This window comes from Lentzea xinjiangensis, assembly GCF_900110955.1.
Lineage (GTDB): Bacteria > Actinomycetota > Actinomycetes > Mycobacteriales > Pseudonocardiaceae > Lentzea > Lentzea xinjiangensis.
The window spans coordinates 149776-176759 of the sequence record NZ_FOFR01000005.1; the positions used below are offsets into that span (position 1 = coordinate 149776).

1 protein-coding gene is annotated in these 26984 nt (G+C 73.8%); it reads right to left on the minus strand.

From position 1 onward, the window contains the following. A complete protein-coding gene (locus BMW88_RS14255; protein WP_089951177.1) occupies nt 1-26880 on the minus strand; it encodes a type I polyketide synthase in 26880 nt (8959 codons plus the stop codon). Nucleotides 26881-26984: the final 104 nt, after the last annotated feature.

A 26984-nucleotide genomic window follows, 5' to 3' on the forward strand; every position in this document is an offset into this window, starting at 1 on the left:
TCAGTCGCCTTGGCCGTCGAGCGCGGCCTGGATCAGGTCGTCGACGCTCATCTCGTCGATGTCCTCCTCCACCGTCTCCGTTCCCTTGCCGATGAGCTGCATCAACGGTTCCAGCACGCCGATCTCGCGCAGCTGGGTGAGCGGCACCCTGGCCAGCAGGTCGCGGATCTCCGCCTCCTCCGAGTCCTCGGCGGCGGCGTCCGGGACCAGCTCGCTCAGCACGTGCCTCGCGAGCTCCTCCGGCGACGGGTGGTCGAACACCAGCGTCGACGCGAGCGACAGGCCCGTGGCGGCGTTGAGCTGGTTGCGCAGCTCCACCACCGCGAGCGAGTCGAACCCGAGGTCGCGGAACGGCCGGTCCGGGCGGACCGCGTCGACGTCGGCCTGGCCGAGCACCTCGGCCGCCCGCGTCCGCACCAGGTCGAGCACCTCGTCGAGGCGTTTCGCCGCGGGCAGCGCCAGCAGCCGATCCCGGAACGCGCCTTCCGCGACCGGCGGTTCGGCCGGGGCGTCGGCCGCGAGCTCGCGCAGCAACGGGTTCGGGCGGAACCCGCCGGAGAACCGGCCCTTGTCCACCGCCGCCACGACCGCGGTCGCCAGGCCCTCGCCGACGAGCTGCCGCAGCGCGACGCACGCCAGGGCGGGGTCCATCGACGCGATGCCGGCGCGTTTGGCGTTGGCCAGCGCGTCTTCGGTGCCGGCCATGCCGCCACCGCCCCACGCGCCCCACGCGATCGACGTCGCCGCCAGGCCGGCGCCGCGGCGGCGGTCCGCCAGCGCGTCGAGCATTGCGTTCGCCGCCGCGTAGTTGGCCTGGCCGGGGCTGCCGACCGACGACGACGCGGACGAGAACAGCACGAAGGCGTCCAGGCCGGTGGTCAGCTCGTCCAGCAGCAGCGCCGAGGTGACCTTGCTGCGGAACACCGCCTCGAACCGGTCCGGCGTCATCTTGTCCAGCACGCCGTCGTCGATGACGCCCGCGGTGTGCACGACGGCCGTCAACGGCTGCGGGATCTCGGCGAGCAGGGCCCGCACGGCCTCCCGGTCCGCCACGTCGCACGCGGTGATCGTGACGCCGGCGCCCAGGCCGGTCAGCTCCGCGCGCAGCTCGGCGGCTCCGGGTGCGTCCGGTCCGCTGCGGCTCACCAGGACCAGGTGCTCGGCGCCCTCGCGGGCGAGCATCCGGGCGACGTGGCCGCCGAGAGCACCGGTGCCGCCGGTGATCAGGACCGTGCCGCGCGGCTGCCACTGCTGTGCCGGGACGGGGGCCGGTGCGGCGACCAGCCGCCGGCCGAACACCCCGGTGGCCCGCACCGCGACCTGGTCCTCGCCGTCGAGTCCGGACAGCACGGACGTCAGCCCGTTCGCGGCCCGGTCGTCGATCACCGGCGGCAGGTCGACCAGACCGCCCCAGCGCTCGGGGTGCTCCAGCGCCACGACCCGGCCGAGGCCGTGGATGGCGGCCTGCGTGAGGTCCTGCGGACCGGTGCCGTTGACGGCGACGCCTTCGCGGGTCGCGCACCACAGCGGGGCGGTGATGCCCGCGTCGCCGAGCGCCTGGATCAGCGCGGCGGTGAGCAGCACGCCCGCGGGGGCGCCGGCCGTTCCGGTGTCGGCGCGGCCGAGCAGCGACAGCACACCGGCGAACGACGTGCCGAGGGACCGCAGTTCCGCGGCGATGGCCTCGCGGTCGGCGGCGGTGACGTCGACGCGCACGACGCTGACGCCGAGCGCGTCGACGACCGCGTCGCTCCAGTCGTCCTGTCCCGCGGTGACGACCAGCCAGGTGCTGGTCAGCTCACCGGTCCGGCCGGTGTCGAGCGGCTTCCAGGTGATGCGGTGCCGCCAGCTGTCGACGAGCGCGAGGTCGGTGCGCTGCTTGCGCCAGTCCAGCAGGGCAGGCAGGACCTGCGACAGCGCGTCGGTGTCGACGCTGAGCACGTTCTGCAGCGACCCGAAGTCCTCGCCCTCGACGGCGGCCCAGAACGCCGCGTCGTCGCTCGCCGGGGTGGCGGTCTTCGCGGAGGAGACCATCGTGGACGGCCAGAACCGCTGGTGCTGGAACGCGTAGGTCGGCAGCGTGATCCGGCGGCCGAGAGGACCGAAGAACGCGGCCCAGTCGACCTTCACGCCGCGGACGTGCAGGCGGGCGAGGGCCGCCACGATCGACTGCTCCTCGTCGCGGTCCTTGCGCAGCACCGGGATGCCGCCCTCGACCAGGCCGGACAGCGTCGCGTCCGGGCCGAGCTCGACGAACGTGGTGACGCCGCGGTCGGTGAGCGTGCGCACGTTGTCCGCGAACCGCACCGCTTCCCGCACGTGCCGGACCCAGTACTCCGGCTGCGTGACGTCGCCCTCGGCCACCACGGGGATGCGCGGACGGTGGAACGTCAGCGACTCCACAGTGGACCGGAACTCGTCCAGCATCGGGTCCATCAGCGGCGAGTGGAACGCGTGCGAGACGCGCAGCCGCTTGGACTTCCAGCGCCCGGCGATGGCGACCACCGCGTCCTGCGGGCCGGCGATGACGACCGACTCGGGGCCGTTGACCGCCGCGATCGCCACGCCGTCGGTGAGGTGCGGCAGCACGACGTCCTCGGCGGCCTGCACCGCGACCATCGCGCCGCCCGCGGGCAGGGCCTGCATGAGCGCCGACCGGACGGTGACGAGCTTCGCGGCGTCGGGCAGGCTGAGCACGCCGGCGACGTGGGCGGCCGCGATCTCGCCGATCGAGTGGCCCGCCAGGAAGTCCGGCTTGACACCCCACGACTCGACGAGCCGGAAGAGCGCGACCTCGACGGCGAACAGCGCGGGCTGCGTGGTGCCGGTGAGGTTCAGCTCCTCCTGGTCCTCGCCCCACACGACGTCCCTCAGCCCGGGGTCGAGGTGCTCCAGGACCTCGTCGAAGGCGGCCGCGAACGCCGGGAACCTGCCGTACAGGGCGCGGCCCATGCCGAGGCGCTGCGAGCCCTGGCCCGCGAAGAGGAACGCGAGCTTGCCGGAGCGGGCCACCTCGCCGCGCACCACCAGCGGGGTGCGGACGTCGGCCGCCAGCGCCGCCAGCGCGTCGGTCAGGTCCTCGCGGCTGCTCGCCAGCACGACCGCGCGCTGGTCGAACGAGGCCCGCGTCGTGGCGGCCGAGCGGGCGATGTCCGCCAGCTCCGCGTCCACGTCGAGCAGGCGGGCGGCCTGGTCGCGCAGGGCGGCGGGCGTGCGGCCGGACACCAGCACCGGCACGACGCCGAAGCTGTCCACAGATTGCTCAGCGTCCCCCTGACCAGCAACTTCGTTCGGTACGCTGGAAATCGGGGGGATCCCCGGCGGCGCCTCCAAGATCACGTGGGCGTTGGTGCCGCTGGCGCCGAAGGACGACACCGCGGCCCGCCGCACCCGGTCCACCGCGGGCCACGGCGTGCGTTCCTGCACCAGCCGCACGGCTCCGGCGCTCCAGTCGACGTGCGAGGAGGGCGTCGACGCGTGCAGGGTCTTGGGCAGCTCGCCCGCCCGCATCGCCATCACCATCTTGATCACGCCGGCGACGCCGGAGGCGGCCTGCGTGTGGCCGATGTTCGACTTGACCGCGCCCAGCAGCAGCGGCGCCGAGCGGTCCTGGCCGTAGACGGAGAGCAGCGCCTGCGCCTCGATCGGGTCGCCGAGCTTGGTGCCGGTGCCGTGCGCCTCCACCGCATCCACATCGGACGGACGCAGGCCGGCGGCCGCCAGCGCCTGCCGGATGACCCGCTGCTGGGCCGGCCCGGACGGGGCGGTGAGGCCGTTGGACGCGCCGTCGGAGTTGATCGCCGACCCCCGCACGACCGCGAGCACCTCGTGGCCGTTGCGCACCGCGTCCGACAGCCGTTCCACGACGAGCATGCCGACGCCTTCCGCCCAGCCGGTGCCGTCGGCGTCGTCGGAGAACGCCTTGCAGCGCCCGTCCTCTGACAACGCGCCCTGAGCGCTGAACTCGATGAACCCGACCGGCGTCGACATCACGCACACACCGCCGGCCAGTGCCATGTCGCACTCGCCTGCGCGCAGCGCCTGGGCCGCGAGGTGCAGCGACACGAGCGACGACGAGCAGGCGGTGTCGACCGAGACGGTCGGGCCCTGCAGGCCGAAGGTGTAGGCGAGGCGGCCGGACAGCAGCGACGCGGACTGCGCGGTCTGCCACTCCAGGCCGGTCTCCTCCGGCGACGGCCGGTACTCGCCGCTGCCACCGCCGACGAACACGCCGGTGACGCTGCCGCGGATCGTGCCGGGGTCGATGCCCGCGCGTTCCAGCGCCTCCCAGGCCGTCTCGAGCACGATGCGCTGCTGCGGGTCCATGACCATCGCCTCGCGCGGTGAGATCGAGAAGAAGTCCGGGTCGAAGTTCGGCACGTCGTAGAGGAAACCGCCGTGCCGGGTGACGCTCTGCCCGCCGTGCAGGGCGGCGAGGTCCCAGCCGCGGTCGGCGGGGAACTCGCCGATCGCGTCGACGCCGTCGAGCAGCAGCTTCCACAGGTCCTCCGGCGACCGCACGTCACCGGGGTAGCGGCAGGCCATGCCGACGATGGCGATCGGTTCGTCCGCCACCGCCCTCGCGGTGACGTGGACGTCCTCCGCGCCGCCGAGGAGCTCGGTGAGCAGGTGCCCGGCGAGCTCGTCCGGCGTCGGGTAGTCGAACACCAGCGTGGCGCTGAGCTGCAGGCCCGACTCGGCCTGGAGCTGGTTGCGCAGGTCGACGGCGGTGAGCGAGTCGAACCCGAGGTCGCGGAACGGCACGTCCGGCTCGATCGCGGCGGTCCCGTCGTGGCCGAGGACCAGCGCGGCCTTCTCGCGGACGAGGGTGAGCAGCGCGCCGTGGCGCTCGTACTCGGGCAGCGCCGTCAGGACCTGCTTGAGGGCCGGTTCGCCGACGGGCTCCCGCTGCTGCTCGAAGTCGCCGAACAGCGTGCCGGGCTGCCGGAACGTGTTCCAGTCGACGTCAGCGACGACGACGTTGGACCGTCCGCTCGCGACCGCCTGCCGCAGCGCGGTGATGGCGTTCGGGGCGTCGAGGACCGGCAGGCCGCTCATCCGCAGGTGCGCGGTCATGCTCTGGTCGGTCGTGCCTTCCCACGGCGCGTAGGCGATGGAGGTCGCCTTGAGGCCGCGGTCCCTGCGCTGCCGCGCGAACTCCTCGACGATGGCGCTGTGGGCGGCCTGCCGGGCCTGGCCGCGGAAGCCCCAGGTGCCGGCGACGGAACCGAACACCACGAACGCTTCCAGGTCGCGGTCGCCCAGCTGCTCGTCGAGCTCCCGCAGCGCGGCGGCGTCGCCGAGGTGGATCACCGCGGTGACGTCGTCGGTGAGCGTGCGGGTGGTGTTCTCGAACGCCTGCTCGAGCTGCTCGCCCATCGGCCCTTCGGCGCCGGACAGCAGGATCCGGCCGGTCGGCGTCCACGGCGTGGTGGCCTCGACGCGCCGCAGCCGCGGGACGAACGTGCCCTCGCGGGTGAACGCCACCTCCTCGTGCCGCGTGGGAACCGCCCAGGTGTCGGTGTCGACGCGGATCAGGCCGCCCCAGCGTTCGGGCTGCTCCAGCGCGGCGACACGGCCCTCGCCCCACACGGCGGGATCGTCGCTGACGCACCACAGCGGAGCGGTGATGTCGTTGTCCGCCAACGTCTTCAGAACCTCGAACGGGCTGGTGCCGCCGACGGAGAGCACACCGGCGTAGTCGCCCGGCACCAGTTCCGTGGCGGTGTCGCCGGCGAAACCGGCCGCGTCGCCGAGGACGAGCCAGGTGCCGTCGGTCGTGGTGGGCACCTCGTGCCGCTCCCACACCACCTCGTACAGCCAGTCGTCGGTGACGGACTTCGGCGTGGTCGTCGGCCAGAAGCGCTCCCGCTGGAACGCGTACGTGGGCAGCGGCACGCGCTTCGCGCCGGTGCCCGCGAAGTAGCGGGCCCAGTCGACGTCGGCGCCCCGGACGTGCAGGGTGCCGAGCGCGAGCGCGAACGCGCTGACCTCGTCGCGGTCCTTGCGTTGCGTCGCGACGGCTCCGTCGACCATCGCCGCGAGCACGCCGTCCGGGCCGATCTCGACGAACGTGTCGACGTGGCTCAGGCTCCGGACGTTGTCGTGGAAGCGGACCGTGTCGCGGACGTGGTTCACCCAGTAGTCGACGGTCGTCACGTCCCCGGTGGTGGCCATCGGGATGCGCGGCGCGGTGAACGTGATGTCCGAGATGGCCGCGCGGAAGTCGTCGAGCATCGGGTCCATCAACGGTGAGTGGAACGCGTGGCTGACGGCGAGCCGCTTGGTCTTCTCGAACTTGCCGGCGACCTTCGCGACCGCGGCGGCGTCACCGGCGATGACGACCGAGCCGGGCCCGTTGACCGCGGCGATCGACACCTTCCGCGACCTGCCGAGCTGCTTGCGCACCTCCTCCTCGGTCGCGAGGATCGACACCATCGCGCCGCCGGCCGGGAGCGCCTGCATGAGGCGGGCGCGTTCGCGGACGAGCCGCGCGGCGTCCTCGAGCGTCAGCACGCCGGCGATGTGCGCGGCGGCGATCTCGCCGATGGAGTGGCCGGCGACGTGGTCGGGCAGGACGCCGAGGCTCTGCACGAGCCTGGCGAGCGCGACCTCGACCGCGAACAGCGCGGGCTGGGTGTTGCCGGTCTGGTCGAGCAGCTCCCGGTCCTCGCCCCAGATGACGTCCCTGAGGTCCGGCCCGAGGTGGGCGAGCACCTCGTCGAAGGCCTCGCGGAACACGTCGAACCGCTCGTAGAGCTCCTTGCCCATGCCGAGGCGCTGCGCGCCCTGGCCGGTGAACAGGAACGCCGTCGTGCCCGCCTTGCGCGCCACACCGCCGGCGACCTCGACGCCGTCGACCAGCAGCGCCCGGTGCGCGAACTGCGCCCGCGTCGTCGCCGCCGAGAACGCCAGGTCCAGCGGATCGGCCTGGACCGCGCCGATGCGGTCGACCTGGGCGCGCAGCGCGGCCGCCGACTTCGCCGACACGACGAGCGGAATCCCCTTGGCGGGCCGCGCGGGGCCCGCCGCCGTCGTCTCACCGCGGTCCGGCAGCTCCGCCGCGGCCGGCGCCGACTCGATGATCACGTGCGCGTTCGTGCCGGAGAGGCCGAACGCGGAGACGCCCGCGCGCCGCGGACGACCGGTGGCGGGCCAGCCGGTGTTCTCGGTGAGCAGCGAGACCGGGCCGGAGGCCCAGTCGACGTGCGAGGTGGGGGCGTCGACGTGGAGGGTGCGGGGCAGCACGCCGTGGCGCATGGCCTCGACCATCTTGATGACGCCCGCGACACCGGCCGCCGCCTGGGCGTGGCCGATGTTCGACTTCACCGAGCCCAGGTACAGCGGCTCGGAGCGGCCGGCGAACGTCGAGAGCAGCGCCTGCGCCTCGATCGGGTCGCCCAGCGTCGTCCCGGTGCCGTGCGCTTCCACGGCGTCGATGTCGGTGACGGTCAGACCGGCGTCGGCGAGAGCGCGCCGGATGACCCGCTGCTGCGAGGGCCCGTTCGGCGCGGTCAGGCCGTTGGAGGCGCCGTCGGAGTTGACGGCCGAGCCGCGCACGATCGCCAGCACCTCGTGGCCGTTGGCCACGGCGTCGGACAGGCGCTCCAGGACGAGGATGCCCGCGCCCTCCGACCACGCCGTGCCGTCGGCGCCGTCGGCGAAGGCCTTGCAGCGGCCGTCCGGCGCGAGACCGCCCTGGGTGGTGAACTCGACGAACGAGTCGGGGCTCGACATGACCGAGACACCGCCCGCCAGCGCCAGGTCGCACTCGCCGGAACGAAGCGCCCGCATCGCCCAGTGCATCGCCACCAGCGACGACGAGCAGGCCGTGTCGATGGTGACCGCCGGTCCTTCGAGGCCGAGGACGTAGGCCAGCCGGCCGGACATCACCGACGCGGTGTTGCCGGTCGCGAGGTAGCCCTGGATGTCCGGGTCGACGCAGCGGCGCAGCACGTTCTCGTAGTCCTGGCCGTTCGTGCCGACGAACACGCCGGTCGTGCTGCCCTTGAGCGACAGCGGGTCGATGCCGGTGCGCTCCAGCGCCTCCCACGCCGTCTCGAGGACGAGGCGCTGCTGCGGGTCCATCGCGAGCGCCTCCCGCGGCGAGATGCCGAAGAAGTGCGCGTCGAAGTCCGCGACGCCGGTGAGGAACCCGGCCTCCAGCGACGCCGACGCGCCGGCGCCCAGCGCGGCCAGGTCCCAGCCGCGGTCGGCCGGGAACGGGCTGATGCCGTCACCGCCGCTCGACACCAGCTCCCAGAACTCCTCCGGCGACGTCACGCCGCCGGGGAAGCGGCAGCCGATGCCGACGATCGCGATCGGGTCGTCGTCGACGCGCGCCACGGCGACCTCGGCCGGCACGTCACCGACCTCGCCCAGCAGGAACTCCGCCAGGTCGTACGGGGTCGGGTAGTCGTAGAGCAGCGAGGCGGGCAGCGTCAGCTCGGTCGCGGCCTGCAGGCGGTTGCGCAGCTCCAGCGTCGTCAGCGAGTCGAAGCCGAGGTCGAGGAACGCGCGGTCCGGGTCGACGTCGGCGGCGTTGCCGTGGCCGAGGACGGCGGCGATCTGGCCGCGCACCAGGTCCAGGGCCGCGCGGTCGCGCTCGGCCTTCGACAGGCCCGCGAGCGCCCTGCGGAACTGCGGCTGCTCGGCCTCCACGACCTTCTCGGTGGTGTGGAAGCGCTTCACCTCGGGCAGGTCGCCGACCAGCGGTGCCGGACGCAGACCCGCGAGGGCGGGCAGGAACCGCTCCCAGTCGATCTCGGCGACCAGCACGGCCGCGTCGCCGTGCTCGATGGCCTGCTGCAGCGCCTGCAACGCGAGCGCGGGCTCCATCGGCGTGAAACCGCCGCGCTTCAGGCGTTCCGCGACACCGTCCGCGACGGCCATGCCGGCCCCGCCCCACGGTCCCCACGCGACCGAGGTGGCCGGAAGCCCCTGCAGGCGGCGGTGTTCGGCGAAGGCGTCGAGGAAGGCGTTGGCCGCGGCGTAGTTGCCCTGGCCCGCGCCGCCGATGACACCGGCGGTCGAGGCGAAGAGCACGAACGCGTCGAGGTCGCGCGTGAGCTCGTGCAGGTTGAGGGTCGCCTGGACCTTGGCGCGCAGCACGGCCGTGAACGACGTGGCGTCCATCGACTCGACGAGGCCGTCCTCGACGACGCCCGCCGCGTGGAACACCGACGTCACCGGGTGCTCGGCGAGCAGCGCGGCCAGCGCGTCGCGGTCGGCGACGTCGCAGGCCTTGACGACCACCCGCGGGTCGGTGACCTCCGCCGTGCCGGTGCGGCTGACGAGGACGACCTGCTCGGCGCCCCGGTCGAGCAGCCACCGCGCGACTTGCGTGCCGATCGCGCCGGTGCCGCCGGTGACGAGCACGCGGCCCGGCCGGTACTCGCGGTGCAGGGCGCTGGGCGCGCTGTGGACGAGGCGGCGGCCGTAGACGCCGGAGGGTCGCACCGCGACCTGGTCCTCCCCCGTGCCGGCCAGCACACCGGCGATGCGGCGCGCGGTGTTCGGGTCGAGGGTGTCGGGCAGGTCGATCAGGCCGCCCCAGCGCTGCGGGTGCTCCAGTGCGACGACGCGGCCGAGGCCCCAGACCGTCGCGAGCTCGGGGTGGGTGATCTGCTCGCCACCGCCGACGGACACCGCGCCCCGCGTGGCCACCCACAGCGGGGCCTCCTGGCCCGCGTCGCCGAGCGCCTGCACCACGACGGAGGTGCGGACCAGCGCGTCCTGCGCGCCGGCGCCGATCGCGAGCAGCGACAGCACACCGGCGTACTCGCCGTGGACCTGCTCGGCGAGCTCCTGCCGGGTGGACGCGGCGTGGACGACCACGGTCTCGACGCCGAGCGCGCCGACCAGCTCGGAGGCGTCGTGGTCGGTGAGGACCAGCCACGGGCCGGTGGGGGTCGCCTTGGCGCTGATGGGCTTCCAGGTGACCGCGTACCGCCAGGACTCCACGGTGGACCGCTGCTTGCGCGAACGCCACTGCGCCAGCGCGGCGAAGTCCTCGCGTTCGACGGCGGCCCAGAACTCGTCGTCGACGACGTCGCCGCCGGCGCCGTTCTCGGCGTCCGCCGGGACGGGCTCCGGCCAGAAGCGCTGGTGCTGGAACGGGTACGTCGGCAGCTCGACCGGCGTGCCGGCACCGGCGAAGTACTTCGCCCAGTCGACGGCCGTGCCGCGCACGTGCAGGCCGGCCAGCGCGGTCAGCAGCGTGACGACCTCGTCGCGGTCGCGGCGCAGCGCGGGAACCAGCACGGCCTGCTCGGTGAGCGACTCCTGCGCCATGCCGGTGAGCACGCCGTCCGGGCCGAGCTCCAGGAACGCCCGCACCCCGCGGCTCTCCAGGTGGGTGACCTTGTCGGCGAACCGGACGGCGTCGCGGACGTGCCGCACCCAGTGCTCGGGGTCGGTGACGTCGTCCGCGACGAGCGGGATCGACGGCTCGGCGAACCGGATGCCGCCGATCGCCGCGCGGAAGTCGTCGAGCACCGGCTCCATCAGCGGCGAGTGGAACGCGTGGCTCACCTTGAGCCGCTTGGTCTTCTCGAACCGGCTCGCGACCGCCTCGGTCTCGGCCTCGTCGCCCGCGATGACGACGGCGGCCGGGCCGTTGACGGCGGCGATCGACACGCGGCCGGTCAGCAGCGGCGTGACCTCGTCCTCGCCGGCCTGGACGGCGATCATCGCGCCGCCGGGCGGCAGCGCCTGCATCAGGCGGGCGCGGGCCGAGATCAGCGTGCACGCGTCGGCGAGGCCGAGCACGCCCGCGACGTGCGCGGCGGCGATCTCGCCGATGGAGTGGCCGGCCAGGTAGTCGGGCGTGACGCCCCACGACTCGACGAGCCGGTAGAGGGCGACCTCGACCGCGAAGATCGCGGGCTGGGCGTAGCCGGTCCGGTCGAGCGCGTCGGCGTCCTCGCCCCACATCACCTCCCGCAGCGGGCGGTCGAGGTCGGCGTCGAGGTGCGCGCACACCTCGTCGAGGGCGTCGGCGAACACCGGGTAGCGCTCGTACAGCTCACGGCCCATGCCGAGGCGCTGCGAACCCTGGCCGGTGAACAGGAACGCCGTGCGGCCGCGCGTGGTCTGCCCGCGGGTGACCGACGCGTCCGGCAGGCCGTCCCGCACCGCCGCCAGGCCGCGCAGCAGCTCGTCGCGGTCGCGGGCGACGACGACAGCACGCCGTTCGAACGTCGACCGCGTGGTGGCCAGCGAAGCGGCCAGGTCGATCAGGTCCGCGTCGACGCCGGCCAGGCGGCCGGCCATCTCCCGCAGCGCCTCGTCGGCCCGCGCCGAGAGCAGCACCGGCACCGCGCCGTGCTGGATCGATCCCGCCTCGCCCCCTCCGGGGGAGGACGAGGTCCCCACTCCCATCGTCTCATCGATGACCGACGACTCGGCCTCGGGAAGATCGACAACGGCGGGGTTGTCCACAGGCGCCGAGTTGTCCACAGGTTCGGGGGCTGCCTCCAGCACCACGTGCGCGTTGGTGCCGGACAGGCCGAACGACGAGACGCCGGCGCGGCGCGGGCGGCCGGTCTCGGGCCAGGGCTCCTCGGCGGTGAGCAGCTTGATCGCGCCGGAGGACCAGTCGACCTTCGTCGAGGGCTGGTCGACGTGCAGGGTGCGGGGCAGCACCCCGGCCCGCAGCGCCAGCACCATCTTGATGACGGAGGCGACACCCGAGGCCATCTGGGTGTGGCCGATGTTCGACTTCATCGAGCCGAGCAGCAGCGGGCGTTCCCGGTTCTGGCCGTAGGTGGCGAGCAGCGCCTGGGCCTCGATCGGGTCACCCAGGGCCGTGCCGGTGCCGTGGCCGTCGACGGCGTCCACCTCGGCCGGTTCCAGGCGCGCGTTCGCCAGCGCCTGCCGGATGACGCGCTGCTGGGACGGACCGTTCGGGGCGGTCAGGCCGTTGGAGGCGCCGTCCTGGTTCACGGCGGACCCGCGCACGACGGCGAGGACGCGGTGGCCGTTGCGGACCGCGTCGGACAGGCGCTCCAGCAGGACCAGGCCGACGCCCTCGGCGAGCGTCATGCCGTCGGCCGCGTCGGAGTAGGCCTTGCAGCGGCCGTCGCGGGCCAGCGCCCGCTGCCGGGAGAAGCCGACGAACGCGCCGGGCGTCGCCATGACCGACACACCACCGGCCAGTGCCAGGGTGCTCTCACCGTCGCGCAGCGACTGGCACGCCAGGTGCAGCGCCACCAGCGACGACGAGCACGCCGTGTCGAGGGTGACGGCCGGGCCCTCCAGGCCGAACAGGTAGGAGACGCGGCCGGACAGCACGCTGGAGAGCGTGCCGGTGATCATGTGGCCCTCGTCGCCGGGCTGGTCGGAGCCGCCCGCCGAGTAGTCCTGGTAGGAGGCGCCGATGAAGGCGCCGGTCAGGGTGCCCTTCAGCGACTGCGGGTCGATGCCGGCGCGTTCGATGGACTCCCAGGCGGTCTCGAGCAGCAGGCGCTGCTGCGGGTCCATCGAGAGGGCCTCGCGCGGGCTGATGCCGAAGAAGCCTGGGTCGAAGTCCGCGACGTCGTGCAGGAAACCGCCCTGCACCGAGTAGGCGCCGCCGGGGGCGTCCGGGTCGGGGTTGTAGAGCGCGTCGCCGTCCCAGCCGCGGTCGGCGGGGAAGCCCGAGATCGCGTCGACGCCGTTCATGACGAGGTCCCACAGGTCCTCCGGCGACGCCACGCCACCGGGGTAGCGGCAGGCCATGCCGATGATCGCGATCGGCTCGTCGGACGCGGCCGAGGCGACGACCGGCGCCGCCGCACCGGTGTCCGCGCCGAGGAGCTCGCCGAGCAGGAACTCGGTCAGCGCGAGCGGGCTCGGGTGGTCGAACACCATCGTCGTCGGCAGGGCCAGCCCCGTGGCGGCGGCGAGCTTGTTGCGCAGGTCGACCGCGGTGATCGAGTCGAAGCCGACCTCGCGGAACGCCCGGTGCTCGGTCAGCGCGTCGGTCGACGCCATGCCCAGCACCGACGCGGCCTCCGCGCGGACGAGGTCGAGGAGCTGCTGCTCGCGTTCGGCGGGCGGCAGGGCGCGCAGCTTGGCCGCGAGGTCGTTGTCCGCGCCCGGCGAGGCCTGCTCGGCGGCGACCGCGAGGGCGCGGACCTCCGGCAGCTCCTCGAAGAGCGTGGTCGGGCGCATCGCCGTGAACACCGGGTGGTAGCGGTCCCAGGCGATGTTGGCGATGGCGATCTCGGTCTCGTCGTCCTCGATCGCCCGCTGCAGGCCGGCGAGCGCCAGCCGCGCCTTCATGAACTCCAGGCCGCTGCGGCGGATCTGGTCGGTGTCGACGCGGCCGAGGCCGATGTCGTCGGACCAGATGCCCCACGAGATCGAGGTGCAGCGGAGCCCGCGGGCGCGGCGGTGCGCGGCCAGCGAGTTCAGGTAGGCGTTGCCGGCGACGTAGGAGGCGTGGTTGCCGGAGCCCCACATGCCGGAGATCGACGAGAACAGCACGAACGCGTCGAGGTCCTCGGTCAGCAGCGCGTCCAGGTTGGCCGCGCCGTCGACCTTCGCGGCGAGGATCTCCCGCAGGCCTTCCGCAGTGGACCCGTCGATCGAGTGCAGGCCGATCACCGCGGCGGTGTGGACGACCGAACGGATCCGGTGGCCGTCCGCGCGCAGGCCGTCGAGCATGCGTTCGACGTCGTCGCGGTTCGCGATGTCGCACGCCACGACGGTCGTGGGCGTGCCGAGCTGTTCCAGCTCCGCGACGAGCTCGCGGGCGCCGGGCGCGTCGAGACCGCGGCGGCTGGTCAGCACCAGGTGCTCGGCGCCCTTGTGCGCGAAGAAGCGGGCGACGTGCGGGCCGAGCGTGCCGGTGCCGCCGGTGATGATGGTCGTGCCGCGCGGCGTCCAGTCGCCCGCGGCCGGACGGGACGGGGCCCGCACGACGCGGCGGGCCAGGGTGCCCGACGCGCGGATCGCGAGCTGGTCCTCGTCGCCCGCGTTGACGAGCGCGGACACGAACCGTTGCGCGGCCCGCCGGTCGAGCTCCTCCGGCAGGTCGATGGAGCCGCCCCAGCGCTGCGGGTGCTCCAGCGCGGCGGTCCAGCCGACACCGATCGCCTGCATCTGCGCCGGGTGGGCGACGGAGTCGGAGCGGCCGGTGGACAGGGCGTTGCGGGAGACGTTCCAGACCGGCGCGGTGATGCCGGCGTCGCCGAGGGCGTTGATCAGGTTGACGGTGAGCAGCAGGCCGACGGGCAGGCCGAGCGTTCCCGGACGTTCGTCGGTGGGCAGCAGCGAGACGATGCCGTCCACGTGAACCAGTTCCTGACCGGTCAGTTCCGGATCGGTCAGCTTGGCGGTGATCGCGGCGCGGTCGTCGTCGGCGTCCAGCACGATCCGCCGGACGTCACCGAGCGCGTCGATGACGTCGGCGTCGTGGACGGCGTCCGTGGTGACGACGGCCCAGGTGCCGGTGAGCTTGCCGTTGTCCAGTCCGCGCAACGGCTTCCACGTCGTGCGGTAGCGCCAGGAGTCCGTGGTGGACTGGTCGCGGCTGCTCTGCCGCCAGGTGTTCAGCGCGGGCAGGACGGCGGCGAGCGTGGCCTCGTCGAGGTGCAGGCTCTGGGTGAGGGTGGCGAGGTCGGACTGCTCGACCGCCTGCCAGAACGCGGCGTCGGCCGGGTCGGACTCGCCGGGCGCCGCGACGGGGTGCTGCGGCGGGCCGATCCAGAAGCGCTCGTGCTGGAACGGGTAGGTGGGCAGGTCGACGCGGCGGGTGCTGGTGAAGCGCCACTTGACCGGGTAGCCGCGGACCCACAGCTCGGCGAGGCTCGTGAGGACGCGGTGCAGGCCGCCGATGTCGCGGCGCAACGTGCCGGTGACGACACCGCGCCTGCCCTCGAGCGCGTCCTGCACGCCCGGCGTGAGCACCGGGTGCGAGCTGACCTCGACGAACACCTGGTGACCCTCGTCGATGAGCCGGTCGACGGCCTCGGCGAGGTGGACGGTCCGGCGGAGGTTCGTGAACCAGTACCCGGCGTCGGTGTTCGCGTCGTTCCACTCACCGGTGACGGTGGAGAGGAACCGCGTGTGCGGGGTCAGCGGGGTGATGTCCCGCAGGTCGTCGAGGACGACGTCGCGGATGTCCTCCACCTGCGCCGAGTGCGAGGCGTAGTCGACCTCGATGCGGCGGACGCGGACGCCCTGCTCGACGAGCTTGCCGCACAGCGCGTCCAGCGCCTCCAGGTCACCGGAGACGGCGACGCTGCGCGGGCCGTTGGTGGCGGCGAGGCTGAGGCGGTCGCCCCACTCGTCCAGGTGCGGCCGGACGTCCTGGGCCGACAGGCCGATGGAGACGATGCTGCCGCGGCCCGACATCACCCGGCCGATGGCCTGGCTGCGCAGGGCGACGACCTGGGCCGCGTCCTCGAGGCTCAGCGCCCCCGAGACGGCGGCCGCCGCGATCTCACCCTGCGAGTGGCCGATCACCGCGTCCGGGGTGACGCCGAAGTCCTTCCAGACCTCGGCGAGCGACACCATCATCGCCCAGCTCGCCGGCTGCACCACGTCGACCCGGTCGAGGCTGCCGCCGGTGCGGATGACCTCGAGCAGGTTCCAGTCGGTGTGGGGTCGCAGCGCCGCGGCGCACTCGGCCATGCGGGCCGCGAACACCGGCGACTCGTCGAGCAGCTGCGCGCCCATGCCGACCCACTGCGAGCCCTGGCCGGGAAAGATGAACACGACCTTGCGTTCCAGGTCCGCGACACCGCGGGCGGTCTCCACACCGTCGATCAGGACCGCGCGGTGGTCGAAGCCCGGCTTGAGGCTGAGGCTGTAGGCGACGTCCGCCGGGTCGGCGGCGACACCGCGCACGTTGTCGATCTGGGCGCGCAGCGCCGCCTCCGACTTGGCCGACACCAGCCACGGAATCGATTCCGCCTGGCCCCCTCCGGGGGAGAACGAGGTCCCCACTCCGATCGTCTCACCGATGACCGACGACGCGGTCGCCGGAAGATCGACAACGGCCGGGTTGTCCACAGGCGCCGAGTTGTCCACAGGTTCCGGCGTGGCGCCCGACGGGCGCGCCGGCGTCGTTACGCTGGAAAGCGGGGGGACCCCCGCGGCCTGCTCCAGGATCACGTGGGCGTTGGTGCCGCTGATGCCGAAGGACGAGACGGCGCAGCGGCGGGCCCGGCCGGTGTCCGGCCAGGGCGTCGTGTCCTGCAGCAGCGAGATGGTGCCGGGGCTCCAGTCGACGTGCGTCGACGGCTCGTCGGCGTGCAGGGTGCGGGGCAGGACGCCGTGCTGCAGCGCCATCACCATCTTGATGACGGACGCGACACCGGCGGCGGACTGGGTGTGGCCGATGTTCGACTTCACCGAGCCGAGCAGCAGCGGGCGGTCGGCGTCGCGGTCGCGGCCGTAGGTGTTGAACAGCGCCTGGGCCTCGATCGGGTCGCCCAGCGACGTACCGGTGCCGTGGGCGTCGAGGGCGTCGATGTCGCCCGCCTCGACGCCGGCGTTGGCGAGGGCCTGCATGATCACGCGCTGCTGCGACGGGCCGTTCGGGGCGGACAGGCCGTTGGAGGCGCCGTCCTGGTTCACCGCCGAGCCGCGGATCACGGCGAGGACGCGGTGCCCGGCGGCGATCGCGTCGGACTGGCGCATCAGCAGCAGCATGCCGATGCCCTCGGAGAGGATCATGCCGTCGGCCGAGTCGGAGAACGACTTGCACCGGCCGTCGCGGGCCAGCGCCCGCTGGCGGGAGAACGCGATGAGCGGCTTCGGGTTCGGCATGATCGTCGCGCCACCGGCGACGGCGAACGCCGACTCACCGGTGCGCAGCGACTGGCACGCCAGGTGCAACGCCACCAGCGAGGAGGAGCACGCGGTGTCGACGGTGACGGCCGGGCCCTCGAAGCCGAACACGTAGGCGACGCGGCCGGACAGCACGGACGGCGAGGAGCCGGTGACCTGGTAGCCCTCTGAGCCGCCGTCACCGCCGCCGTACTCGATGTAGGAGGAGCCGACGAAGGCGCCGACCTTCTTGCCGCGCAACGTCGCCGGGTCGATGCCGGCGCGTTCGACGGCCTCCCACGTGGTCTCCAGCAGCAGGCGCTGCTGCGGGTCCATGCCGGTGGCCTCGCGCGGGGAGATGCCGAAGAACGCCGGGTCGAAGTCGCCAGCGCCGGGCAGGTAGCCGCCGGCGGTGGTGTAGGTGGTGCCGGGGCGGTCGGGGTCCGGGTCGTAGAGCTGCGCCATGTCGAAGCCGCGGTCGGCCGGGAACTCCGTGATCGCGTCCGTGCCGGCGAGCACCATCTCCCAGAACGCCTCGGGCGTGTTGGCGTCGCCGGGGAAGCGGCAGCTCATGCCGACGATCGCGATCGGCTCGTCGGAGTCGGTCTGCGCCACGTAGGCGAGGGCCTCCTCGGCGGAGCCGAGCAGTTCGGCGAGCAGGTGGTCGGCGAGCACGGCCGGCGTCGGGTAGTCGAAGACCAGCGTCGCGGGCAGCGGCAGACCGGTGGCGTCGGAGAGCTTCTTGCGCAGTTCGACGGCGGTCAGCGAGTCGAAGCCGATGTCGCGGAACGCGCGGTTCTCCCCCACCTCCTCGACGGAGCTGTGGCCGAGCGTCGCGGCGGCCTCGGCGCGGACGAGGTCGACCAGCCGGCGCCGCTGGTCCTCTTCGGACAGCGACCGCAGCGTCCTGGCGAACTCGGAGTCGTCGCGCTTGACCTCCTCGACGACGGCCAGGGCCTTGACCTCGGGCAGGTCGGACAGCAGCGGCGCCGGGCGGACCGAGGTGAACAGCGGGAAGTAGGTGTCCCAGTCGATGTCGGCGACGGTGACGCAGGTGTCGTCGTGCACCACGGCGCGGTTGAGCTCGACGACGGCCTGCTCGGGCCGCAGGAACGTCAGGCCGCGGCGCGCGAGGTTCTCGGACATGGCCTCGTGCGTGGCCATGCCGACCTCGGCCCAGGGGCCCCACGCGATCGACGTCGCGCGCAGGCCGCGGGCGCGGCGGGCCTCGGCGAGCGCGTCGCAGTAGGCGTTGGCGGCGCCGTAGGCCGCTTGGCCGCCGCTGCCCCACACGCCCGCGATCGAGCCGAACAGCACGAAGAAGTCGACCTCGCCGACGAGCTCGTCGAGGTTCGCGGCGCCGGTCACCTTGGCGGACAGCACGGTCGCGAAGTCCGGCAGCTCGGTGAGCTCCAGCGGGGCGTGCTGCGCGGCGCCCGCGGTGTGCACGACACCGGTCAGGTCGGGGATGTCCGCGATGACCGCGGCCAGGGCGTCGCGGTCGGCGACGTCGCAGGCCACGATCGAGACGCGCGGGCCGAGCTCTTCCAGCGCCGCCTTGAGTTCCGCGGCGCCCGGCGCGTCCATGCCGCGGCGGGAGGTCAGCACCAGGCCCTGCACGCCGCGTCCGGCGAGCCACTTCGCGGTCGTGGCGCCCAGGCCACCGGTGCCGCCGGTGATCAGGACGGTGCCGTGCGCGGTGTAGTCGGACGGCAGCGCGTCCACCGGGCGGTGCGCCAGCCGGCGGCCCAGGACGCCGGAGGAACGGACGGCGAGCTGGTCCTCGCCGCCGAGCCCGGCGACGCAGGAGACGAAGCGCCGCAACGCGTTCTCGTCCGGCGCGGCGGGCATGTCGATCAGGCCGGCCCAGCGCTGCGGGTACTCCAGGGCGGCGGCCCGGCCGAAGCCCCAGACCGCGGCCTGCGCGGCGGAGAGCGCGGTGTCGGAGGTCTCGGCGGCGACCGCGCCGGACGTCACCGTCCACATCGGCGTCTCGACCGACTTGACCAGCAGGATGGACTGTTCGAGGCCGGTGGTCAGGACGTCGGACGGCGACTCGTCCAGCGCCACGAGGGACACGACGAGGTCGCACTGCGGCACGTCGGTGACCGAGGTGACGACGGTGACCTCGGCACCGTGGGCGGCGAGCACCGCGCGGTAGGGCTCGGCGTCGACGGCCGGGGTCGTCACCACGGTGATGCGGCCGGACAGGACGGGCGTGCCCGTGACGCGGACGGGCGCCCACAGCACGCGGTAGCGCCAGGAGTCGAGCAGCGCCTTCTCCTGGTTGCCCGCGCGCCACGACGACAGCGCCGGGATGAGGGAGTCCAGCGAGGAGCGCTGCTCCTCGCCCAGCCGCAGCAGTGCGGCGAGCTCGCGGGCGTCGCCGCGTTCGATCGCCGCCCACAGCTTGGCGTCCGCCGGATCTGCCTCGGGTGCCGCCGCGGTGGTGGACCCGAGCGGCCAGTAGTACTCGTGCTGGAACGCGTACGTCGGCAGCGCGACCCGCCGGGCCGGGCCGAAGTACGCCTTCCAGTCGACGGTCACCCCGCAGGCGAAGAGGCGGCCCAGCGCGAGCGCGACCGACGCCTCCTCCGCGCGGTCCTTGCGCAGCACGGGGATCGCGCCGTCGACGAGCGCCGAGAGCGCACCCTCCGGGCCGATCTCCACGAACGTCGTCACGCCGGCGGCGCGGGCCGCCTCGACCGCGTCGTGGAAGCGGACGGTCTCGCGGACGTGCCGCACCCAGTACTCGGGCTGCCGGACCTCACCGCCGGCGAACAGCGGGATCGTGGGCTCGCTGAACGTCAGCCCCTCGACGACCGCGCGGAACTCGTCGAGCATCGGCTCCATCAACGGCGAGTGGAAGGCGTGCGAGACCGTGAGGTGCTTGGTCTTGCGGTCGCCGAACCGGTCGGCGACGGCGCGAACCTCCTGCTCGGTGCCCGCGATGGTGACCGAGGAGGGGCCGTTGATCGCGGCGATCGAGACGCCGGCCGTCAGCAGCGGCGTGACCTCGTCCTCGGTGGCCTGGATCGCGACCATGGCGCCACCGGCCGGCAGCGCCTGCATCAGGCGGGCGCGGGCGGAGACCAGCGTGCAGGCGTCGTCCAGCGACAGCACGCCGGCGACGTGCGCGGCGGCGATCTCGCCGATCGAGTGGCCGATCAGGGCGTTGACCTTGACGCCCCACGACCGCACGAGGCGGAACAGCGCCACCTCGAACGCGAACAGGGCGAGCTGGGCGTTGCCGGTCTGCCGCAGCTCCTCCTCGGAGGAGCCCCACATCACCTCGCGGACGGGCAGCCGGTCCAGCACCTCGTCGAGGGCGGCGGCGAACACCGGGTAGCGCTCGTACAGGTCACGGCCCATGCCCAGCCGCTGCGAGCCCTGCCCGGAGAACAGCAGCGCCACCTTGCCCGGCGCGACCTCGCCCTCCACCACGGCGGCGTCGGAGTTCTCCGTCGCCAGCGCGGCCAGCGACCGCAGCAGCGACTCCCGGTCGGCGGCGACCACGGCGGCCCGCTGCTCGAACGCCGACCGCGTCGTCGCCAGCGAGAACGCCAGGTCCCGCAACGACACGTCGGAGGACTCGACGAACGACCGCAGCCGCGCGGCCTGTCCCCGCACGGCGCGGCGGGTGCGGCCGGACAGCACCACCGGCACCACGGCGTCGCCGGACGGCGCGGACTCCGGAACGTCCGCGGCCGGGGGCTGCTCGATGATGATGTGCGCGTTGGTGCCCGAGATGCCGAACGAGGAGATGCCCGCCCGGCGCGGCCGCGAGACCTCGGGCCAGGCCCGCGGCGAGGTCAGCAGCTCGACGGCGCCCTCGGACCAGTCGACGTGCGAGGACGCGGTGGTGACGTGCAGCGTCTGCGGCAGCACGCCGTGGCGCATCGCCTGCACCATCTTGATCACACCGGCGACACCGGCGGCGGCCTGCGTGTGCCCCATGTTCGACTTGATCGAGCCGAGCAGCAGCGGCTCGGTGCGGTTCTGGCCGTAGGTGGCGAGTAGCGCCTGGGCCTCGATCGGGTCGCCCAGGGTCGTGCCGGTGCCGTGCGCCTCGACCGCGTCCACATCGGACGCCGAGAGACCGGCGTTCGCCAGCGCGGCGCGGATCACGCGCTGCTGCGCGGGGCCGTTCGGCGCCATCAGGCCGTTGGAGGCGCCGTCCTGGTTGACCGCGGAACCGCGGACGACGGCGAGGATCTGGTGCCCGTTGCGCACGGCGTCGGACATGCGCTCCAGCACGACCACGCCGGCGCCTTCGGACCAGCCCACGCCGTCGGCGGAGTCGGAGAACGCCTTGCACCGGCCGTCCGGCGCCAGGCCGCGCTGCCGGGAGAACTCGATCAGCGCGGTCGGCGTCGACATGACCGTGACGCCGCCGGCCAGCGCGAGCGAGCACTCCCCCGCCCGCAGTGCCTGCATCGCCCAGTGCATCGCGACCAGCGACGACGAGCACGCCGTGTCGACGGTGACGGCGGGCCCCTCCAGCCCGAGGGTGTAGGAGACGCGGCCGGACACGATGGACGGGGAGGTGCCGGAGCCCTGGAAGCCCTCGAAGTCACCGCCGCCCAGGCGGGCGCCGTAGTCGTTGTACATCACGCCCGCGAACACACCGGTCTGCGTGCCGCGCAACGACACCGGGTCGATGCCGGCGTGCTCGACCGCCTCCCACACGACCTCCAGCAGGATGCGCTGCTGCGAGTCGGTGCCCAGCGCCTCGCGGGGCGACATGCCGAAGAAGCCAGCGTCGAACTCACCGGCGTCGTGCAGGAAGCCGCCGGAGCGCGAGTAGGTGGTGCCGGGGTGGTCGGGGTCGGGGTGGTAGAGGTTCTCGAGGTCCCAGCCGCGGTTGGACGGCAGGCCCGACACGGCGTCGCCGCCCTCGGCCACCAGGCGCCACAGGTCGTCCGGCGAGCCGACGCCGTCCGGGTAGCGGCAGCCCATGCCGACGATCACGATCGGGTCGTCGGAGACACCGGCGCGCACCTCGGCGGGCACGGCGACGTCGGTCTCGCCGTCGAACAGCTCGTCGAGCAGGTGCGCGGCCAGGGCGTGCGGCGTCGGGTAGTCGAACACCATCGTCGCGGGCAGGCGCAGGCCGGTGACGGCGGTCAGCTGGTTGCGCAGCTCGACGGCGGTCAACGAGTCGAAGCCGAGGTCCTGGAACTGGCGGGCCGGCTCGACCTCGTCCCCCGACGCGTGCCCGAGCACCGCCGCGACCTGGCCGCGGACGAGTTCCAGCACCGCGTCCGACCGCTCCTCCGCGCCGAGGCCGGACAGGCGGCGGATCAGCGTGTCGGCGGTCTCCGCGCCGGCGGCCGCGCGCCGGTTCCGCACCCGGATCAGGCCGCGCAGCAACGGCGGCACCTCACCGCGCTGCCGCAGGACCGAGAGGTCCAGCCGCGCCGGCACGAGCACGGCGGCGGAGGACGCCACCGCGCGGTCGAACAGGGCGAGGCCCTGCTCGACGGTCAGCGGCGGCATGCCGGCGCGCGCCATGCGCTGGGCGTCCGCGTCGGCCAGCATGCCCTCGACCGCCCAGGCGCCCCACGCCAGGGACACGGTGTTCGGGCGGTGCCGCGCCAGGGCGTCCAGGAAGTGGTTGCCCGCCGCGTAGTTCGCCTGACCGGCCGTGCCCCACGTGCCCGCGAGCGACGAGAACAGCACGAGCGGCACGTCCGGCAGCGCACTGGCGAGGTGCCAGGCCGCGTCGACCTTGGGGCGCAGCACCGGGTGCAGGCGCTCCGGCGTCAGCGACGGGATCACCCCGTCGTCCAGCACACCGGCGCTGTGCACGACCGCCGTGATGTCGTGCTCGGCGACCAGGGCCGCCACCGCGGCGGCGTCCGCGACGTCGCACGCCACGACGGACGCGGTGGCGCCCAGCTCCTCCAGCTCCCGCACGTCACCCGTGCCGCGGCGGCTGACCAGCACGAGGTCGCGCACGCCGTGCTCGGTGACCAGGTGCCGCGCGACGACCTTGCCCAGGCCGCCCGTGCCGCCGGTGATCAGGACCTTCGAGCCCCACTCGATCCGGCCCTGGCCGGCCTCGGCGCGCGCCAGGCGTGGCGCGTGGGCCTCGCCGTCGCGCAGGGAGAGCTGCGGCTCCTCCGCCCCGGCGGCGGCGGCGAACGCGGCCCGCGACTGCGGGGTGCCGTCCAGCTCGACCAGCGAGAACCGGCCGGGGGACTCGGACTGCGCCGACCGCACCAGGCCCCACACCGCGGCGGCCGCGAGGTCACCGGCGCTCGTCACGAAGACGACGCGCTCGTCGCGTTCCTCCTGCAGCAGCCCGAGCACCCGTTCGGTCAGCTCGTGCGCCGACGCCACGACGTCGTCGGAACCGAGCACCGGCACGACGAGAACGCCGGCACCGGGGGTTCCGCCGAGCTCGAAGACGTCGTCGCCCAGCACGGTGAAGGCGGTGCCCTCCCGCGGCAGCGCCACCGGCACCCAGTCGACCTGGAACAGCGAGTCGCGGTCCGCGGTGGACTCGGTGGCGACCGCGCGCACCACGAGGGAGTCGACCGACGCGACCGGCGCACCGGTGCCGTCGACCGCCGCGATGGCGTAGGCGTTGTCACCGGAGCGGGTCAGGCGGACCCGCAGCGAGGAGGCGCCGGTCGCGTGCAGCGACACGCCCTCCCACGAGAACGGCAGCCCGGCCTCGCCCTCGCCGGAGACCAGGGCCGCGTGCAGCGCGGAGTCGAGCAGCGCCGGGTGCAGGCCGAACCCGGCCGGGTCGACGCCCTCGGGCAGCGCGACCTCGGCGTACACGGCGCCGTCCGCGCCGCGCCAGGCCGCGCGCAACCCCTGGAACACGGGCCCGTACTCGAAGCCCATCGCGGCGAAGTTGTCGTAGCAGCCCTCGACGTCCAGGGCGGTGGCGCCGGCGGGCGGCCACACCGCGGTGTCGAAGGAGACCTCCCGCGCGGGCGCGCCCAGCAGACCGATGGCGTGCTGCGTCCACGGTTCGTCGTCGGAGCCCTCGGCCCGCGAGTAGATCTTGACCGTGCGGCGGCCGTTCGCGTCGGCGTTGCCGATCCACAGCTGCACCTGGACGCCGCCGCGTTCGGGCACGACCAGCGGCGCGGTCAGCGTCAGCTCCTCGACGCGGTCGCAGCCGACCTCGTCGCCGGCGCGGATCGCGAGCTCCAGGTAGGCGGTGCCGGGCAGCAGGACCGCGCCGCGCACGGCGTGGTCGACGAGCCACGGGTGGGTCTGGCGGGTGAGGCGGCCGGTGAGCAGCGCGCCGTCCTGGTCGGCGAACGAGACGGTCGCCGTGAGCAGCGGGTGCTGTGCCGCGCCGAGACCGGCGGCGCGCGGGTCGTGGAAACCGCCGCCGCCGCGGGGCCAGTAGCGCTTGGCCTGGAACGCGTACGTGGGCAGGTCGACGCGGCGCGCGCCCGTGCCGGCGAAGTAGGCGTGCCAGTCGACCTTGGCGCCGCGGACGTGCAGGGCCGCCAGCGCGGACGTGATCGCCTCGACCTCGTCGCGGTCCTTGCGCAGCACCGGGATCGCGGTGATGTCGTCGGCGCTCTCCTGCGCCATCGCGGACAGCACGCCGTCCGGGCCGATCTCGACGAACCGGGTGACGCCGTGCGAGACCAGCCACCGGACGCCGTCGGCGAACCGGACGGCTTCGCGGGCGTGGCCCACCCAGTAGTCGGCCGTGGTGATCTGCTCGACGCGCGCCTGCTCGCCGGTGACGGTGGAGACCAGCGGGATGATCGGCGCCGCGAAGGTGATGTCCGCGATCGCCGAGCGGAACCGGTCGAGCACCGGCTCCATGAGCGGCGAGTGGAAGGCGTGCGAGACCGCGAGCTGCCGGGTCTTGCGGTCGGCGAACCGCTCGGCCACCGCGCGGGCCTCGTCCTCGACGCCGGCGATGACGAGCGACCGCGGGCCGTTGATCGCGGCGATGGAGACGCCGGCGGTGAGGTGCGGGGTGACCTCGTCCTCGGTGGCCTGGATCGCGATCATCACGCCACCGGCCGGGAGGTCCTGCATCAGCGTCGCGCGGGCGGTGACGAGCTTGCAGGCGTCCTCGAGGCTGAACACGCCGGCGACGTGGGCGGCGGCGATCTCGCCGATGGAGTGGCCCGCGACGAAGTCCGGCTTCAGGCCCCACGACTCGACGAGCCGGTACAGCGCGACCTCGATCGCGAACAGCGCGGGCTGCGTGTACCGGGTCTGGTCGAGCTCGCCGGAACTCCAGACGACGTCCTTGAGCGCCGGGTCGAGGTGCCGCAGGACGGTGTCGAACGCCTCGGCGAACACCGGGAACCGGGCGTGCAGCGCCCGGCCCATCCCGACGCGCTGCGCACCCTGGCCGGTGAACAGGAACGCCTGCTTGGCCCGCGCCGCGGTGCCCTGCACCACCCCGGGAGCGGGGGTGCCCGCCGCGAGCGCCGCCAGCCCGGCGCGCACGTCACCGACGATCGCGGCGCGGTGGTCGAACGCCGCGCGGGTGGTCGCGAGCGAGTAGGCGAGGTCCAGCTCCGGCGCGTCGACGGCCAGCAGCCGCTCCGCCTGCGCCCGCAGCGCCTCCCGCGACCGCCCCGACACGAGGAACGGCACCGCGCCCGCCTCGATCGGCGCCACGCCGGACTGGATCGATCCCGCCTCGGCCCCCTGCGGGGAGGACGAAGCCCCCACTCCCAGCGTCCCACGGGACTCCGGCGCAGCGTCCCCGCGAAGATCGGCTCCGGCGGAGTTGTCCACAGGGGCCGGGTTGTCCACAGGTTCGGGATCCGGGGCTTGCTCGATGATGGTGTGCGCGTTGGTGCCCGAGAGGCCGAACGACGAGACGGCGGCGCGCCGGGGCTGGCCGGTCTCCGGCCACGGGGTGTTGGTGGTGACCAGCCGGACGGCGCCGGACTCCCAGTCGACGTGGCTCGACGGGGTGTCGACGCCCAGCGTCTGCGGGACCAGGCCGTGGCGGATCGCCATGATCATCTTGATCACGCCGGCCACGCCGGCGGCGGCCTGGGTGTGGCTGATGTTCGACTTGACCGAGCCCAGGAGCAGGGGGCGCTCGGGCGCGCGGTTGCGGCCGTAGGTGGCGAGCAGGGCCTGCGCCTCGACCGGGTCGCCCAGGACGGTGCCGGTGCCGTGCGCCTCGACGACGTCGATCTGGTCGCTCGTCAGGCGGGCGTTCACCAGCGCGGACTTGATCACGCGCTGCTGCGACGGGCCGTTCGGGGCGGTCAGGCCGTTGGAGGCGCCGTCCTGGTTGACGGCGGAACCGCGCAGCACGGCCAGGACGGTGTGCCCGTTGCGCCGGGCGTCCGACAGGCGTTCCAGCACCAGCATGCCGACGCCCTCGGACCAGCCGGTGCCGTCGGCGGCGTCGGCGAACGAGCGGCAGCGGCCGTCGGAGGACAGGCCGCCCTGGCGCGAGAACTCGATGAAGGTGGCCGGGTTGGCCATGACGGTGACGCCACCGGCCAGCGCCAGGGACGACTCGCCGGCGCGCAGCGACTGCATCGCCAGGTGCATCGCCACCAGGGAGGAGGAGCAGGCCGTGTCCAGGGTGACGGACGGGCCGACGAAGCCGAGGGTGTAGGAGATGCGGCCCGAGATCACCGAGTTCGACGAGCCGAGCAGGACCATGCCCTCGCCGCCCTCGCCGGGGCCGAGCTGGTAGTCCTGGTTCATGGCGCCCGCGAAGACGGCGGTCTGGGTGCCCTTGAGCGAGTGCGGGTCGATGCCCGCGCGTTCCAGGGCCTCCCAGGTGACCTCGAGCAGCACGCGCTGCTGCGGGTTCATGCCCAGCGCCTCGCGCGGCGAGATGCCGAAGAAGTCGGCGTCGAAGTCGCCCGCGCCCTCGAGGAAACCGCCCTGGTCGCTCGACGACAGCGCGAGCATCTCGGGATCCCAGCCGCGGTCGGTCGGGAAGGCGCGGATGCCGTGCTCGCCGTTCACGACCATCTGCCACAGATCTTCGGGACTGCGCACCCCGCCGGGGAAGCGGCAGCCGATGCCCACGACGGCGATCGGTTCCGCCGCGGCCGCCTCGAGGTCCTGCAGACGCCGCTTCGTGCGCTGGAGGTCCGTACTGGCCCGGCGGAGGTAGTCCCGGAGCTTCTGTTCGTTGTCCATCCCTCAACCCATCTCGAGACGCGACCTGTCTGGAATCCTCGCTCCCGGGCGCCTGGCATACCCCTAGAAACGAATAGGGGCACCCCTGCGGCGAGGGGCGCCCC